Annotated in this window: 14 protein-coding genes; 6 read left to right on the plus strand and 8 right to left on the minus strand. The window is 39.4% G+C overall.

Annotation, left to right across the window (positions count from 1 at the left end; genetic code table 11):
* Position 1: 1 nt before the first annotated feature.
* Positions 2-1,318 carry an adenosylhomocysteinase gene (ahcY, locus tag DHD80_RS10080; protein ID WP_251741042.1) on the plus strand — a complete coding sequence of 439 codons (1,317 nt, stop codon included), beginning with the start codon at positions 2-4 and terminating at the stop codon, positions 1,316-1,318.
* 206 nt (positions 1,319-1,524) lie between these two features.
* Here ahcY and DHD80_RS10085 read toward each other — a convergent pair whose 3' ends face one another.
* The 5 genes from DHD80_RS10085 to DHD80_RS10105 all read right to left on the minus strand — a co-directional run bounded on the left by DHD80_RS10085 (position 1,525) and on the right by DHD80_RS10105 (position 7,732).
* Entirely contained in the window at positions 1,525-1,752 is a 228-nt protein-coding gene (locus DHD80_RS10085) for a hypothetical protein (RefSeq protein WP_251741043.1), read from the minus strand.
* 40 nt (positions 1,753-1,792) lie between these two features.
* Positions 1,793-4,264 carry a ligase-associated DNA damage response DEXH box helicase gene (locus DHD80_RS10090; protein WP_251741044.1) on the minus strand — a complete coding sequence of 824 codons (2,472 nt, stop codon included), beginning with the start codon at positions 4,262-4,264 and terminating at the stop codon, positions 1,793-1,795.
* Between the two features lie 230 nt (positions 4,265-4,494).
* Positions 4,495-5,016, minus strand: a complete 522-nt coding sequence (locus DHD80_RS10095) for a hypothetical protein (protein WP_251741045.1) — start codon at positions 5,014-5,016, stop codon at positions 4,495-4,497.
* Between the two features lie 104 nt (positions 5,017-5,120).
* Positions 5,121-6,713, minus strand: coding sequence for an ATP-dependent DNA ligase (locus DHD80_RS10100; protein WP_251741046.1), 1,593 nt, complete (start codon positions 6,711-6,713; stop codon positions 5,121-5,123).
* Positions 6,710-7,732, minus strand: a complete 1,023-nt coding sequence (locus DHD80_RS10105; RefSeq protein WP_251741047.1) for a ligase-associated DNA damage response exonuclease — start codon at positions 7,730-7,732, stop codon at positions 6,710-6,712. Before DHD80_RS10105 ends, DHD80_RS10100 begins: the two co-directional genes overlap by 4 nt.
* 140 nt (positions 7,733-7,872) lie before the next feature.
* Between DHD80_RS10105 and DHD80_RS10110 the strand changes: the two genes are divergently transcribed.
* Positions 7,873-8,304, plus strand: coding sequence for a TerB family tellurite resistance protein (locus tag DHD80_RS10110; protein WP_251741048.1), 432 nt, complete (start codon positions 7,873-7,875; stop codon positions 8,302-8,304).
* Here the strand turns inward: DHD80_RS10110 and fbp are convergent.
* On the minus strand, positions 8,277-9,329 hold the full coding sequence (fbp, locus tag DHD80_RS10115; RefSeq protein WP_251741049.1) for a class 1 fructose-bisphosphatase: 1,053 nt from the start codon (positions 9,327-9,329) through the stop codon (positions 8,277-8,279). The two genes, DHD80_RS10110 and fbp, sit on opposite strands and share 28 nt — an antisense overlap.
* Positions 9,330-9,431: 102 nt before the next feature.
* Here fbp and DHD80_RS10120 point away from each other — a divergent pair, with 102 nt between their 5' ends.
* From DHD80_RS10120 to DHD80_RS10135, 4 genes are all read left to right on the plus strand, one after another.
* Positions 9,432-9,920 carry a GNAT family N-acetyltransferase gene (locus DHD80_RS10120; RefSeq protein WP_251741050.1) on the plus strand — a complete coding sequence of 163 codons (489 nt, stop codon included), beginning with the start codon at positions 9,432-9,434 and terminating at the stop codon, positions 9,918-9,920.
* A gap of 251 nt (positions 9,921-10,171) precedes the next feature.
* A complete protein-coding gene (locus DHD80_RS10125; protein WP_251741051.1) occupies positions 10,172-10,651 on the plus strand; it encodes a GNAT family N-acetyltransferase in 480 nt (159 codons plus the stop codon).
* Positions 10,644-11,897, plus strand: coding sequence for an aspartate kinase (locus DHD80_RS10130; protein WP_251741052.1), 1,254 nt, complete (start codon positions 10,644-10,646; stop codon positions 11,895-11,897). The genes DHD80_RS10125 and DHD80_RS10130 overlap by 8 nt, the downstream gene beginning before the upstream one ends.
* A 442-nt stretch (positions 11,898-12,339) precedes the next feature.
* On the plus strand, positions 12,340-12,987 hold the full coding sequence (locus DHD80_RS10135; RefSeq protein ID WP_251741053.1) for an SDR family oxidoreductase: 648 nt from the start codon (positions 12,340-12,342) through the stop codon (positions 12,985-12,987).
* A gap of 3 nt (positions 12,988-12,990) precedes the next feature.
* On the opposite strand, the gene DHD80_RS10140 is transcribed toward DHD80_RS10135, so the two are convergent.
* Positions 12,991-13,377, minus strand: a complete 387-nt coding sequence (locus tag DHD80_RS10140) for a VOC family protein (protein WP_251741054.1) — start codon at positions 13,375-13,377, stop codon at positions 12,991-12,993.
* Between the two features lie 11 nt (positions 13,378-13,388).
* Positions 13,389-14,345, minus strand: a complete 957-nt coding sequence (locus DHD80_RS10145; RefSeq protein ID WP_251741055.1) for a 2-hydroxyacid dehydrogenase — start codon at positions 14,343-14,345, stop codon at positions 13,389-13,391.
* Positions 14,346-14,353 lie beyond the last annotated feature (8 nt).

Below are 14,353 nucleotides of genomic sequence, written 5' to 3' on the forward strand. Positions count from 1 at the left end.
TATGTCGACTAAAACAGTACCATATACCGCCTATAAAGTTAAAGATATTGAGCTTGCTGAGTTTGGCCGCAGGGAAATCGACCTTGCCGAAGCAGAAATGCCCGGATTAATGGCATTACGCGCTGAATATGGTGAATCTAAACCATTAAAGGGAGCCAGAATCGCCGGATGCTTGCACATGACGATCCAGACCGCCGTACTTATAGAAACACTTGTAGAACTTGGTGCTGATGTTACCTGGAGTTCCTGTAACATCTTTTCTACTCAGGATCATGCCGCCGCTGCGATTGCCGCTGCCGGAATCCCTGTGTATGCATGGAAAGGTATGACGGAAGAGGAATTTAACTGGTGTATCGAGCAAACACTTTTCTTTGGAGAAGATCGTAAGCCTTTAAATATGATCCTTGATGATGGTGGGGATTTAACTAATATGGTTCTTGATGAATATCCTGAACTTGCTGAAGGGATCAAGGGCCTTTCTGAAGAAACCACTACCGGAGTGCACAGATTGTATGAGCGTATGAAGAATGGAACACTTCCTATGCCCGCGATCAACGTGAACGATTCTGTAACCAAGTCGAAATTTGACAATAAATATGGATGTCGTGAAAGTGCCGTAGATGCGATCCGTCGTGCTACCGATGTGATGCTTGCCGGAAAACGTGTGGTTGTTTGTGGTTATGGTGATGTGGGGAAAGGAACGGCCCAGTCTTTCAAGGGAGCTGGTTCTATTGTAACGGTTACTGAAATTGACCCGATTTGTGCTTTACAGGCTGCTATGGACGGTTTTGAAGTGAAAAAACTGGAAACAGTACTTCCAAAAGCTGATATCGTAATTACCACCACAGGAAATAAAGGCATCGTTCGCGGTGAACATTTTGAAACGATGAAAGACAAAACAATTGTTGCTAATATTGGACATTTTGATAATGAGATCGCGGTTGCCTGGTTGAATAATAACCACGGAAATTCCAAAGTGGAGATAAAGCCTCAGGTTGACAAGTACACTATCAACGGGAAAGACATTATTCTTCTTGCGGAAGGTCGTTTGGTAAACCTTGGTTGTGCTACCGGCCACCCGAGTTTTGTGATGAGCAACTCATTTACGAACCAAACTTTGGCACAAATAGAACTTTGGAAGAATACTGATGAATACAAAAATGAGGTTTATATGCTTCCGAAGCATTTAGATGAAAAAGTAGCCAAACTTCACCTTGAAAAAATTGGTGTGGAACTTACTGAATTGAGCCAGGAACAGGCAGAATATATTGGTGTAGAAGTACAAGGACCTTACAAACCTGAGTATTACAGATACTAAAAGAGATTTTAGAAATAAGATATTAGAAGAGCCTGACACATGTTGGGCTTTTTTTATTTTTCGGAAGTGGATTTCATATTCCAGGACATTCTTCTTACACAGAATATATTATTTCTAATGGTATATTATTCAGTTCCTGCCTGAATATTTATACAACCATAAAGTAAAATAAAAAGAGAGAAATAACGAGTAAAAACCTAACACCCTTAATTAAGGCTATACGTAAACTTCTTCATCATTTTATAGATGCAGCGAAAAACGTATTTCTTAGAAGTTTTTTTAGAACCTTCGAAAGTGAATTTGATAAACCTGCTGTCTGGATTGTCATTAGAAATTTTGTATTGAGTCCCGTCGAGGATAAAATGCATTTTTTCAGAAAATATAAAATCAGAAACATATTTCTTAACTAACCTGCGTTTACCTGAACCTTTCATAAGCTGATTTTTAGATTTCCATGCCTTAATTTACAATAAATTATAATATTTCTAATTGCTTCAGCATTTTTTTAATCCTGTCTTCCAGCTTTTCCGAAGACAATTTTTCCCGAAGTCTGTCTGTAATGATCGGAAAAGAAAAAGGTGTGGGCTTTACACATTGCTTCCAAACGATTGTTTGCCTGCCAATTCTTTCTAATGAAATTCGCAAACGGCCTTCCTCAAGCTGATGCTCAAAAGTTTCTCTAAACGCCTGTTGATACAATAAATTATCCTCTTCATAATCCCTAAAAACACTAAATAACAGTTGAGAATTGCTTTGCAAATGTTTATTCTGAATCATCTTGTTGGGATAACCTGTAAAAACCAGCCCGGCAATTACCGCAATATCCCGAAATTTCCTGCGTGCCATTTCTGTAGCATTCAAACTTTTATAAAGATCATCCATTAAATACTGCGGACTAAAAAGATCATTATCGATCACCTGCTGCATATCAATCTCCTGATCACTTAACAATTCAAATCCGTAGTCATTAAATGCTAATGAAAAACTTATGGGGGAAAGCAAGCTGATACGATAAGCCAGTAAACTTCCCAAAGCTTCATGTACAAATCTCCCTTCAAAAGGATAAAAAATGGCATGATATCCTTCCCGTGTTTTAAAAGTTTCTATTAAAAACTCATTATTTGAAGGAATAATAGATTCCTTTTTCTGTCTTTCAAAAATTGGCTGCAAAGCGTTTAATTCCGCTGAGGCATTTTTATCATGATCACTTTTGGCTGCGAGGTACATTTCTTCACGTAGCAATTCGCTCATCTGTGCTGAAAATGTCATTCGGCCTCCTCCCCAACTTGGCACTCGTGAGGTTTTTCGGCTTGATTTTCTAACCAGGACCTGCATACTTTTAACCCTTACCAACTCCAGATTCCTGCCGGCAAACGTAAAAACATCGCCGGGTTTTAATTTGGATATAAAAAACTCTTCAATAGTCCCTATGTATCCACCTTTCATATATTTCACGCTAAGGGAAGCATCACTTACAATCGTTCCAATTTGTAATCGGTGCCGCATGGCCACGCCCCTATTATTTACTTTGAACTTCCCATCTTCTTCAATCTCTACTTTTTTATATTCATCGTATGCCTGCAAACTCTGGCTTCCTTTGGTAATAAAATTGAGAACCCAGCGCCATTCTTCCTCTGTAATTCCCTGGAAGCAAAAAGTGGAGGCAATTTCAGGATAAATATCTTTTGGATAAAAACCGTCTGAAACTGCTAATGTTGTAAGATATTGCACAAGAACATCAAAACTCATTAGATAAGGAACACGATCTTCTACCGCTTTTTTCTCTACTGCTTTTTGTAATGCTGAAGCTTCTATCAATTCGATGGCATGTGTGGGCAAAAAATAAATGAGACTTACTTTTCCCGGCTGGTGGCCGCTTCTTCCCGCCCTTTGTAAAAATCTTGCCACACCTTTTGGCCCGCCAATTTGAATAATCGTTTCAACCGGGGCAAAATCTACCCCTAAGTCCAGACTGGAAGTACAAATCACTGCTTTTAGACTTTCGTTTCGAATGGCCTGTTCTACCCAGAGCCTGGTTTCCTTATTGATGCTTCCGTGGTGCATGGCCACCTCTCCGGCAAATTCAGGATATTTGTTCATCAATCTTTGAAACCAGATCTCGCACTGCGACCGCGTATTCGTAAAAAGCAGGGTGGTTTTAGAAGCATTTATGATGGGTACAACTGCATCGATTAAATGTAATCCGAGATGGCCCCGCCAGGGAAATTTTTCCATGGTTTCAGGAATGATCGAGCGTACTTCAATTTTCTTTTTAAGATTCGCTTTGATCATTACTGAATTTTCCAAAGCCTGGGAGGTAGGGCCAAGCAAAACTTCACGAGCCTGTTGAAGGTTCCCGATCGTTGCCGAAATTCCCCAAATCCGCAGATCTTTAGAGATCGTTTTTAAACGGGATATTCCCAGTTCGATCTGTACACCTCTTTTCGTTCCCAGCAGTTCATGCCATTCATCAACAACGATCGCCTGAAGGTTTTTAAAGGTCTTTTTGTAATCTTTTGAAGAAAGCAGTAAATGCAAAGATTCCGGAGTGGTGATCAAAAGATCTGGCATGGCTCTTTTTTGTGCCGCCCTCTCAGCCTGGGAAGTGTCTCCCGTCCTGATGCCTACCGTAAATTTTGTTCCCATTTCTTCAGCAAACCTGCTCGTGGCCTGTTCAATTTCTACGGAAAGTGCCCTCAACGGAGTGATCCAGATCGCTTTTAAGCCATTTTTTTGCTTCGTTTGATACTCTGGATTTTTCCTGATATAATCCAAAACGATGGGAACCCAAAGGGCGAAGGTTTTCCCACTTCCGGTGGGGGCATTTAAGAGCCCGTTCTTCTTCTGAAGATAAGCCGTCCAGGTGTCCTTCTGAAATTTAAAAGGTTTCCAGTGCTGATTGGAAAACCAATCTTCTGCAAGCCCAATAAGTTCAGTTCTTTTCATTTTTTTTACTATGATTTCAGATGCACCTGAAAATTTAATATGCTTATCTGTTTAGACACCTAATATAAGTTTTTGTCACCTTGCGCGCAGTCGAAATGCTCGACGTAAGAATTTTAGTCATGACATGATTTGTTTATTCGGTACTTTAGCGGGCAAACATAAAATTTAATTAAAAAATAACCTTCAAAGCATTGTCTTTGAAGGTTACTCTTGAAATGTGTTTTAAGATTTTAGATACTTTTCTCATTAGGTCCTTTTTCTCGCGGGATCCTTTTTTTACTTTCACCGCTAAACTGAGGATAATATTGTTGTAAAAACTGTTGATGAATAGAATCCATTCTTCGAACCTGCTCCCGGAAATCTTCAGTTCTCATATTATTACTAAAAAAGTCGTCCTTAAAGAAATTACCGGAAAATAAACTATCATTTAAAAACAAATTCATCATCTCATCAGGAGAGTTCATTCCTTTTCTATTGAAAAACTGGCGAAAGTTTTTCTGGATTTCTGCCTTCTCATCAGTAGATATCGTATCACCATCTATCGTGCTGTAAGAATACACATAGGTTGAATCATAACTTATAAGGTTCCCATCGTCATCAAATTCCCGGTTCACTGTCCAGCTTCCTTCCGGGCGTACAGTGTCCTGGTTTTTTTCAACTTTCATTGCGCTATCCATCTCTTTCTTTTCTTGCGCATCACAGCTGTTCAGGCTAGAAATAAAAACCAACAGCAACAGAACATTTACTTTCATCTTACTTCTGATTTTAGTTAAACGAAATAGTTAAATTTACTGTAGGGTTCCGCAATATAAATACCAAAACACCTGCTGTCATTATTAAAAAACTCTAAAAATATTTAGGGGATCAAAGCTTTAAGATCTTCTAAAGTATTCGCCTCTTCAATTTTTTTATCTTTTCGCCAGCGTAACATTCTGGGAAATCTTGTGGCCACACCACTTTTATGCCGTTTTGATTCTGCGATTCCCTCAAAACCAATTTCAAAGACATGATGCGGAGTAACACTTCTTACCGGCCCAAACCGTTCCAGCGTATTCCGTTTAATCCAGGCATCCAAAGACCTGAATTCCTTATCAGTTAAACCGGAATAAGCCTTGGCGAAAGTGACCAGTTCCTTTTTTTCATCATCCCAAAGTCCGAAGGTATAATCTGTAAATAAATTACTTCTTCTCCCATGACCGCGCATGGCGTAAGTTAACACGGCATCGATCGTGAGCGGATCTACTTTCCATTTCCACCAGTCACCTTTTTTTCTTCCCACTAAATATGGCGAATCCAGTCGTTTCAGCATCAAACCTTCAGACTTTACCTCACGCGAATTTTCCCTTTCCTGTACTGCCTCATTCCAATTTGAAAATTTCATCGTTTCTGAAAGGCGTAAAGGCAATTCATGTGAAATGATCGAATGATAAAGATTCTCCAGAATTTTTCTTCTCTCTGAAAATGGCAAAATTCGAACATCTTTTCCCTCCCATTCCAGAACATCATAAGCCTTTAAAATCACCGGCACTTTTTCCAGTAATTTCTTCGAAACATTCTTTCTACCTATGCGGGTTTGCAGATCATTAAAAGTTCCAATTTCATTATCGGGATAGGGTAAAATTTCCCCGTCAAGCACAGTGCCATTGGGAATCACCTCCACAAATTTTTCAAATTCCGGATATTTATCAGTTACCAGTTCTTCCCCACGGCTCCAGGTAAATAATTCATCATTTCGAATAATCACCTGCGCCCTGATGCCATCCCACTTATGTTCCGCGCTCCATTCTGAAATATCACCAAGATTCTCAGGTTCATTTTCGATAGCATAGGCCAGGTAAAAAGGGTAAGGTTTGGAAAGATAATCCTCTTCATTTTCTTCCAGGATCAATTTATTATAACTGATTTTAGAAGGATCCCAATTCCCCATCAATTTGTAGGCAAGGATATCTTCATCAATTTCGGTAGCCTTGGCCAGTGCCCGCGTCATTAACTTCTGGCTTACCCCAATCCTAAAACTACCCGTAATTAACTTGGTAAAAACAAAGCGTTCGTAATAATTAAGATGTAGCCAGTTTTCAAATAGATATTCCTTTTTAACCTGATCTGGCATTTTCTTGAGTGCAATGATTTCTTCCAGAAACTGATTCAGACTTTTTTCTGAAGATGCATCAGAAGGAGGAATCACTAAAGCAATGGTTTCCGCTAAATCACCTACAATATGATAGGATTCTTCAAAAAGCCAAAGCGGAATATTAGATAATTCTGAGGCCCATTCCCGCATTAAGGTAGTGTTTACCGGTCTTGGTGGGCGACGATGACTAAGGATCGCAATCGTCCAGACTTTATCTTTTGGAGCGGCCTGGTTGAAATATTCGGTAAGCGCGGCGACCTTTAAAGTTGTTTTATTGGTGCTGTCCAGTTTTTTAATAAGTTGGGCAAATGCTTTCATTCAGATTCCTTTTCTTTATCGGCTTCCAATTGCCCTAATTCCCCTTCATATTGCGTTTCTTCAGTTCTTGCATCATAACCCTGTTCTCTTAAATATCTGGAGAATATATCAGAATAACCATGGGTACAAATTACTTTTTCGCAGCCTGTTGCTTTTATAGATTGTAACAGGCCCTGCCAGTCACAATGATCGCTCAGGACAAAACCTTTATCAATCGCCCTTCTGCGTCTGGCCCCACGAAACGTCATCCATCCACTCGCTGAACCTGTAACATATGGTACCATTTTCCGGATCCAGGTTGAACCATGGGCACTTGGCGGGGCAATGACGATATTGCCTTTAATCTCTTCCTTTTTAGTTTCACGGGTAATTCTCGTAGTGGGCGGCATCACTACCAGTTCACGCACAACTTCTGTCATATTCTCTATTGCACCATGTGTATAGATCTGGCCAATGGAAGTATCTAAATATTTCAGCAAACGCTGAGCTTTTCCCAGGGAATATCCAAAGAGAATAGAAGTTTGGCCATTATCCCTGTTTTCCTGCCACCAGTTATTGATATCTTCAAAGACCTTATCCTGCGGAATCCATTTAAAAGCGGGCAACCCAAAAGTACATTCCGTAATAAAGGTGTGGCATTTTACAGGTTCATAGGGCACCGCGATGCCGTCATCTTCAGTTTTATAATCCCCGGTAAAAACCCAGACTTCACCCTGATGTTCCACCCGTATTTGAGCGGAACCAATAATATGCCCGGCCGGGTGAAAAGAAAATTTAACCCCGTTAATAGTGAAGCTTTCATTCCAGCCTTTTCCGGAAACCTCAATTTCGCCTAAACGATGTTTAATGAGAGGAACATTGCTGTGATGAGTGATATATTTTTTGTGCCCATAACGTGAATGATCTGCATGACCATGAGAAATTATTGCTTTATCTACTGGCTTCCATGGATCCAGATAGACATCTGCAGCTTCACAATAAATGCCATTTTGATTAAATGCCAGTAGCGGTGGTCTCATAAATCCTGAAATTAAATAAATACTATAGTATCCAAAAGTGATTAAGAAAAGATTATAGATTGATTGAGTTTTATTTTAATGTATTTATAGCCCCAAAAAGTTGAGTGATTATTTATATTTGTACTTTAAAATTTAAATAAATGTCTTTTTCAGATTTATTCGGCTCGGGTGAGCATTTAAGAAATTTAAGCCACTTCGCTTCTATCGTGAATCTCGCATCTATAGATGGGGATATAAACGAACACGAGGAACTGTTGCTACAACGATTTGCCAGAAAATTGGATATAAGCGAGAGCGAATATGCCAAGATTTTGGAGAACCCCAAAGCCTTTCCTATTACCGGTTACAACAGTGTGGAAAAAAGACTGGAAAGACTTCACGACCTGTTCAGGATCATCTTTGCCGATCATAATATCGACGATGAAGAAGCGGAATTGATCAAGCGCTATTCTATTGGCCTTGGTTTTTCAAGCCAGGCTTCTGAAGGTATTATTAAAAGATCTATCCAGATTTTTCAGGGTCAGTTGAATTTTGAAGATTACCGTTATTTATTGGAAAAGGATAACTCCTGAGCCTGATCTTTTTTTGTTTCTTCTGAAACTCGCATAAATTCTTCAGCTTTTTCTACCATTTTTTTGCTTCCGCAGAAAAAGGGAATCCGCTGATGAAGCTCTGTAGGTTTTATATTCAGAATCCGCTGAAATCCATCACTGGCCTTCCCGCCGGCCTGTTCCACAATAAAAGCCATAGGATTGCACTCGTATAGTAAACGAAGTTTTCCATTATTGGCTTTGGAACTTTTTGGGTACATAAAAATGCCCCCTTTAATCATATTTCTATGGATGTCTGAAACCATCGAACCAATATATCTTGAGGTATAAGGCCGGTCATCTTTCTCCTCCTGACAATATTTAATATAGTCTTTCACACCCTGCGGAAAGTGTACATAATTCCCCTCGTTAATAGAATAAATAGTTCCGCTTTCAGGAAATTTCATATCTGGATGCGATAAATACCAGGAACCTAATGCGGGATTCAGGGTAAATCCGTTTGTTCCATGACCGGTAGTATAAACAAGCATGGTGGAAGTTCCATAAATAATATAACCTGCCGCCACCTGGTTATTTCCCGGTTGAAGAAAATCTTCCAGCTCTACCGGGGTACCAATAGGCGTTACCCGTCGGTAAATAGAGAAAATAGTTCCAACGGAAACATTTACATCAATATTGGAACTGCCGTCCAATGGATCTATAAGTACCACATATTTGTTCTGATGATCCCCTTTATGACCTTCAATTCTTATAAAATCGTCATTCTCTTCGGAAGCAATCCCACAAACAATTTCACGATTGGTAAGCGTTTGAATGAATTTGTTATTGGCGTAAACATCCAATTTTTGCTGATCTTCCCCCTGAATATTTGTTTCCCCATAGGCCCCCACAATATCCACCAGGCCGGCTTTATTTACTTCATGGTTTACAACTTTCGCGGCAAGCCGAATAGAATTGATCAACCTGGAAAGCTCCCCTGAAGAATAAGCAAAATCTGACTGATTTTCAATGATAAATTCTCCCAGAGTCTGATTTGGTTTAGACATGCTTTAGTTTGTTTTGATAAGCAAAAGTATCAAAATTTCAACTTACTACAACGATTTCGTAAAGAATCTCAGCATTCCTTAAATTTGGTAAAAAATCAGTATATGGAATATATAATCAGAAAAGCTACAAAAGCAGATATGCCCGCAGTCTTAGAACTTATAAAAGAACTGGCAACTTTTGAAAAAGAACCTCAGGCCGTGATAATAGACGAAAATGACCTTATTCGGGATGGTTTTGGGGAGAATCCGGCATTTAACTGTCTTGTTGGTGAAATTGAGGAGAAAATTCAGGGCATGGCGCTCTTCTATTTTAGATATTCTACATGGAAAGGGAAGACCGTACATCTTGAAGATCTTATCGTACGTGAGAAATTTAGGGGCGTAGGTTTAGGCTCGGCTTTATATACCGCGGTTATAAAATTTGCTGCGGAAGAAAAAGTGAAGCGAACCGAATGGGTGGTTTTGGACTGGAACAAAACAGCCGCCGATTTCTACCGCAGAAGCGGAGCAAATGTCCTCGCAAGTTGGGATACAGTACAAATGGATGCTCAGGCCATGCAGCAATATCTTGAAAAGAAAAACCTGGTATAAAAATTTCTTGAAACCGACTATTCCCAAGGCAAGCCGTAGGGTATTTCACCGGTTTCATTTTGGCCTCTGGACCAAAAACCGAAATTTTGTATTTCCCCTCACCCAGAACTGCGAAAAAGCAGTTCTGAACTCTCCCTTGGGAGCGGTGAAAGGGAAACCCCGAGGCTAAGCCGTCGGGGAATTATATAGATTAAAGCTATTTTAATAATGTTTTAGTTCGCAATTCATATTTTTGTTAAAATGACCAACCAATGAATTATACAATTAGGGAAGCAAAAAGAGAAGATATGCCTGCAGTTCTTGAGCTTATAAGAGAACTGGCAGAACATGAGAATCATTTAAGTGATGTTGAAGTAAGCGTGGACGATCTTGAAAAAGAAGGTTTTGACCACAAAAACTTTAAATGCTTCGTAGCCGATGTGGAGGGGAAAATTCAGGGAATGGCGCTGGTGTATTTTAGATTTTCAACCTGGAAAGGAAGAACCGTCCATCTGGAAGACCTTATTGTAAGAAAGGAAATGCGGGGAACCGGTTTAGGAGGTGCCCTTTACCAAAGTGTCGTAAAATATGGACATGAAAATGATGTTAAAAGGATTGAATGGGTTGTTTCTGAAGGCAATAAAAATGCCATAGAATTCTACGAAAATACGGGAGCACAAATTAAAGAAAGCTGGAAAACCGTGCATATGGAAGAAGGCGGAATTGCTAAAAATGTAAAAAAAGGTGCTTAAAGTCTTCAAATTTGGGGGAGCATCAGTAAAAGATGCTGAGGGAGTTCGTAATGTGCTAAAGGTTTTAAAAACGACGGGAGACAGCGATAAACTTGTGGTAATTTCAGCAATGGGGAAAACCACGAATGCCCTGGAAATTGTGGTTCGGGATTATTTGAATCAAGCCAGTTTCGCCAATAGCCTGCAAATTGTAAAGAACTACCATGAATTAATTTTAGATGAACTTTTCGAATATAAACAACATCCAGTTTTTCTCAAAATTTATCAATTATTTGAAGAATTAGAAAATTTTTTAAAGCACAATAAGTCCCTGAAATACGATTTTGTCTACGATCAAATTGTGAGCTTTGGAGAGTTGGTTTCCACGACCATTGTAAGCGAATATTTGCAGGATCAGGAATTAAAAAATACCTGGCTGGATGCCAGAAAACTAATAAAAACCAATAGTACCTACAGGGACGCGCACGTAAATTGGGAAAAGACCCAGGCAATTATTCAGACTGAAGTAGAAACCAATAAACTCAATATCACCCAGGGTTTTATAGGATCTGATCCCAATAATTTTACCACTACTTTGGGTAGGGAAGGTTCAGATTATTCCGCGGCAATTATCGCCTATTGTTTAAATGCTGAAAGTCTTACGATCTGGAAAGATGTGCAGGGGGTTTTAAATGCCGATCCTCGGTATTTTACCAAAACTGAGTTATTACAGCAAATCTCCTACGAGGAAGCCATTGAACTGGCATTTTATGGCGCTTCGGTAATTCACCCAAAAACCCTGCAACCCTTGCAGAGAAAGGAAATTCCGCTTTTTGTACGATCTTTTATAGAACTGGATAAAGAGGGAACGGCAGTTAGCAAAGGCCAGAAAATCGTACCGAATATACCCTGCTTTATCGTTAAAAAAGAACAGGTCTTAATTTCCCTTTCTTCGCGGGATTTTTCATTTATGGTAGAAGAGAATATTTCTGAAATCTTCAAATTATTCCATAAATATCAAATGAAGGTAGATCTCATTCAAAATTCCGCGATTAGTTTTAGGGTTTGTGTGGATAATAAATTCAACCATCTGGAAAAACTGCTGCAGCATTTAAAAGCCAGGTTTAAAGTGGATTTCAAAACCGGGGTTTCCCTGTATACGATCAGGCATTTTGATGAGGCAGCTATAAACGAGCTTGAAAAGGATAAAAGAGTACTTTTAAAACAACTCACCCAAAATACTGTGCAGCTGGTAACCGAAAATTAGTTTTTTCAGACTAATTCAGCATTTGAAAATTTTCGGTTTAAAATATATCTGGAGGATTTTAAGTAGAAGAATTTAACTGAGCATGATGGACAAATTTTTAAAGATCGTTCCGTTTCTTAATCTTGCTACAGTACTTTACTTTGTTTTCTTCCTTACAATTTCCCATTTAAAAGTTCAGTCACAGGTTTTGCAATTTTTCACAGAGCTTACCATGGTTCCTATGCTTTTCTTGTGTTTTATACTTGGCCCGGTCTCCATTTTCCTGTTATATAAAAAACCCAATCTCCTGTTGATTATCAGTTATTTATTTCTACTGGCGCTACATCTCTTTATGTTTTCTGAATTTTATTAAGCTGAATATTTGTTAAGATACTGTTATTCCACGTACTTGCGTGTGAAGGTTTTTAATTCCTTCTTATCTTGGGAAAAACTGAAAATAATTATGGAAAATATATTAATAGCGGGAGCGACCGGAGCAACCGGAAAACGCGTCATCGAAATTCTGAATAATTCACAGGCATTTAGTCCGCTGGCCTTGATAAGAGATGAAGAGCAGCGACAAATGTTTGAAGATATGGAGGTTGAGGCGGTGCTGGGCGACCTCGAAGGCGATGTGAGCCACACCATGAAAGGGATCGATAAAGTGATCTTTGCTGCAGGTTCCGGCGGCAAAACCGGAAAGGAAAAAACCACAGCGGTCGATCAGGAAGGAGCTAAAAAATTAATTGATGCTGCAAAAAATGCGCGGGTCAAAAAATTTGTGATGCTCAGCTCAATGGGCACTGATGATCCTTCGCAAAACAAAGATCTGGAACACTATTTAAAAGCAAAAAAAGAAGCTGATGATTATTTAAGAAATAGCGGGCTCGATTTTACCATAGTACAACCCGGCGCACTTACAGATGATATGGGCCTTGCCAAGGTAAAAGTTGCAGAAAAACTGAATGAAAAAGGTGAAATTTCACGGGATGATGTTGCCTTTCTACTCGTGATGAGCCTGGCCGATCCTTTGGTTAAAAATATGTCTTTTGAAGCCCTGGAAGGCGAAAAGTCTATTAAAAGTGCCCTCATAGAAATATCAGATCTTTAAGATTTACTGGAAGGCAGCATCTATGGGTTCCCACAACTCGATCTTGTTGCCTTCCGGATCTAAGATCCAGCCAAACTTGCCATAATCATAGGTTTCCATTTCACCAACAATCTGCACACCTTCTTCCTTAAGGACTTTTAATAACTCTTCCAGATTTTCCACTCTGAAATTTTGCATAAATTGCTTTTCAGAAGGTTTAAAATAATCTGTTTTTGCATCCATGGGGCTCCATTGGGTTGAAGCATCTTTCCCGTCCTTGTCTTTCCACCAGAAGGTACAGCCGTATTGATCTGTATTTAAACCCAGGTGATTTTTATACCATGCTTTGGCTTTATCGGGATCTTTAGATTTGAAAAAGATTCCGCCAATTCCTGTAACCCTGTTTTTCATTATATTAAATTTTAGAAAGTTCCAAATTCCGCGATAATCTTATGGGCAATGGTTTCAGCAAGTTTGAGCTGCGATTCAAACGTCCAGCCGGCCACATGAGGGGTGAGCAACACATTCTCCATGTTGATCAAATCCTGAAGTGCCTGGGGCATTTGATTTTTTTGGTCATTTTTACTGAAAAGGTTCTCAAAAGAAGATTTTTCATACTCCAGAACATCCAGGCCAGCACCTAAAATTTTACCAAATTTCAAGGCTTCCACAAGATCATTGGTGACCACACTTTTACCACGTGCTGTATTGATCAACCAGAATGGTTTTTTGAATTTTGAAATAAATACGGCATTTACCATTTTGTTGGTTTCCGGTGTCCAGGGCGTATGCAGACTTAAAACATCAGCTTTTTCAAAAATTTCGCTGAGTTCCACCTGGGTGGCATTTTCATCTGCAATCCCGGTTTTGATATCATGGAAAATTACTTCCACATCGAAACCCTTTAGTTTTTTCGCGAAAGATTTTCCCATATTTCCGTAGCCAATAAGCCCCACGGTTTTTCCACCCAGTTCATGGCCGCGGTTATCTTCCCGGTTCCACTGGCCCGATTTTACCTCCGCATTTGCCTTGTTCAATTTATTAAAAAGGGATAAAAGCATTCCCAGAGAATGCTCCCCCACCGCATTTCGGTTTCCTTCCGGAGCGGAGAATAATTTGACACCTTTTTTTTCAGCATACTCAATATCGATGCTTTCCAGGCCTGCACCAACACGGCCAATAAATTTCAAATTTGGAGCTTTCTCTAAAAAACTGCTGTCGATCTCAAATCTACTCCGAAGAATAATTCCATCATACAACTCCTGCTTATCTAAGATCTGTTCGGGAGACATTGTATAGCCTTCAATATTGGAATACCCGGCTTTTTCCAGGAGTTTAATGAGTAAAGGATGATTAGCATCGGCATGTAGCACCGTCATATCTTTTA

This window comes from Gramella sp. AN32 (assembly GCF_023718305.1).
GTDB lineage: Bacteria > Bacteroidota > Bacteroidia > Flavobacteriales > Flavobacteriaceae > Christiangramia > Christiangramia antarctica.

What these genes read in the sequence shown, in the direction of transcription:
- ahcY (WP_251741042.1), top strand. Translation starts at nt 2, where the DNA reads ATGTCGACTAAAACAGTACCATATACCGCCTATAAAGTTAAAGATATT.
- DHD80_RS10085 (WP_251741043.1), bottom strand. Translation starts at nt 1,752, where the DNA reads ATGAAAGGTTCAGGTAAACGCAGGTTAGTTAAGAAATATGTTTCTGAT.
- DHD80_RS10090 (WP_251741044.1), bottom strand. Translation starts at nt 4,264, where the DNA reads ATGAAAAGAACTGAACTTATTGGGCTTGCAGAAGATTGGTTTTCCAAT.
- DHD80_RS10095 (WP_251741045.1), bottom strand. Translation starts at nt 5,016, where the DNA reads ATGAAAGTAAATGTTCTGTTGCTGTTGGTTTTTATTTCTAGCCTGAAC.
- DHD80_RS10100 (WP_251741046.1), bottom strand. Translation starts at nt 6,713, where the DNA reads ATGAAAGCATTTGCCCAACTTATTAAAAAACTGGACAGCACCAATAAA.
- DHD80_RS10105 (WP_251741047.1), bottom strand. Translation starts at nt 7,732, where the DNA reads ATGAGACCACCGCTACTGGCATTTAATCAAAATGGCATTTATTGTGAA.
- DHD80_RS10110 (WP_251741048.1), top strand. Translation starts at nt 7,873, where the DNA reads ATGTCTTTTTCAGATTTATTCGGCTCGGGTGAGCATTTAAGAAATTTA.
- fbp (WP_251741049.1), bottom strand. Translation starts at nt 9,329, where the DNA reads ATGTCTAAACCAAATCAGACTCTGGGAGAATTTATCATTGAAAATCAG.
- DHD80_RS10120 (WP_251741050.1), top strand. Translation starts at nt 9,432, where the DNA reads ATGGAATATATAATCAGAAAAGCTACAAAAGCAGATATGCCCGCAGTC.
- DHD80_RS10125 (WP_251741051.1), top strand. Translation starts at nt 10,172, where the DNA reads ATGAATTATACAATTAGGGAAGCAAAAAGAGAAGATATGCCTGCAGTT.
- DHD80_RS10135 (WP_251741053.1), top strand. Translation starts at nt 12,340, where the DNA reads ATGGAAAATATATTAATAGCGGGAGCGACCGGAGCAACCGGAAAACGC.
- DHD80_RS10140 (WP_251741054.1), bottom strand. Translation starts at nt 13,377, where the DNA reads ATGAAAAACAGGGTTACAGGAATTGGCGGAATCTTTTTCAAATCTAAA.
- DHD80_RS10145 (WP_251741055.1), bottom strand. Translation starts at nt 14,345, where the DNA reads ATGACGGTGCTACATGCCGATGCTAATCATCCTTTACTCATTAAACTC.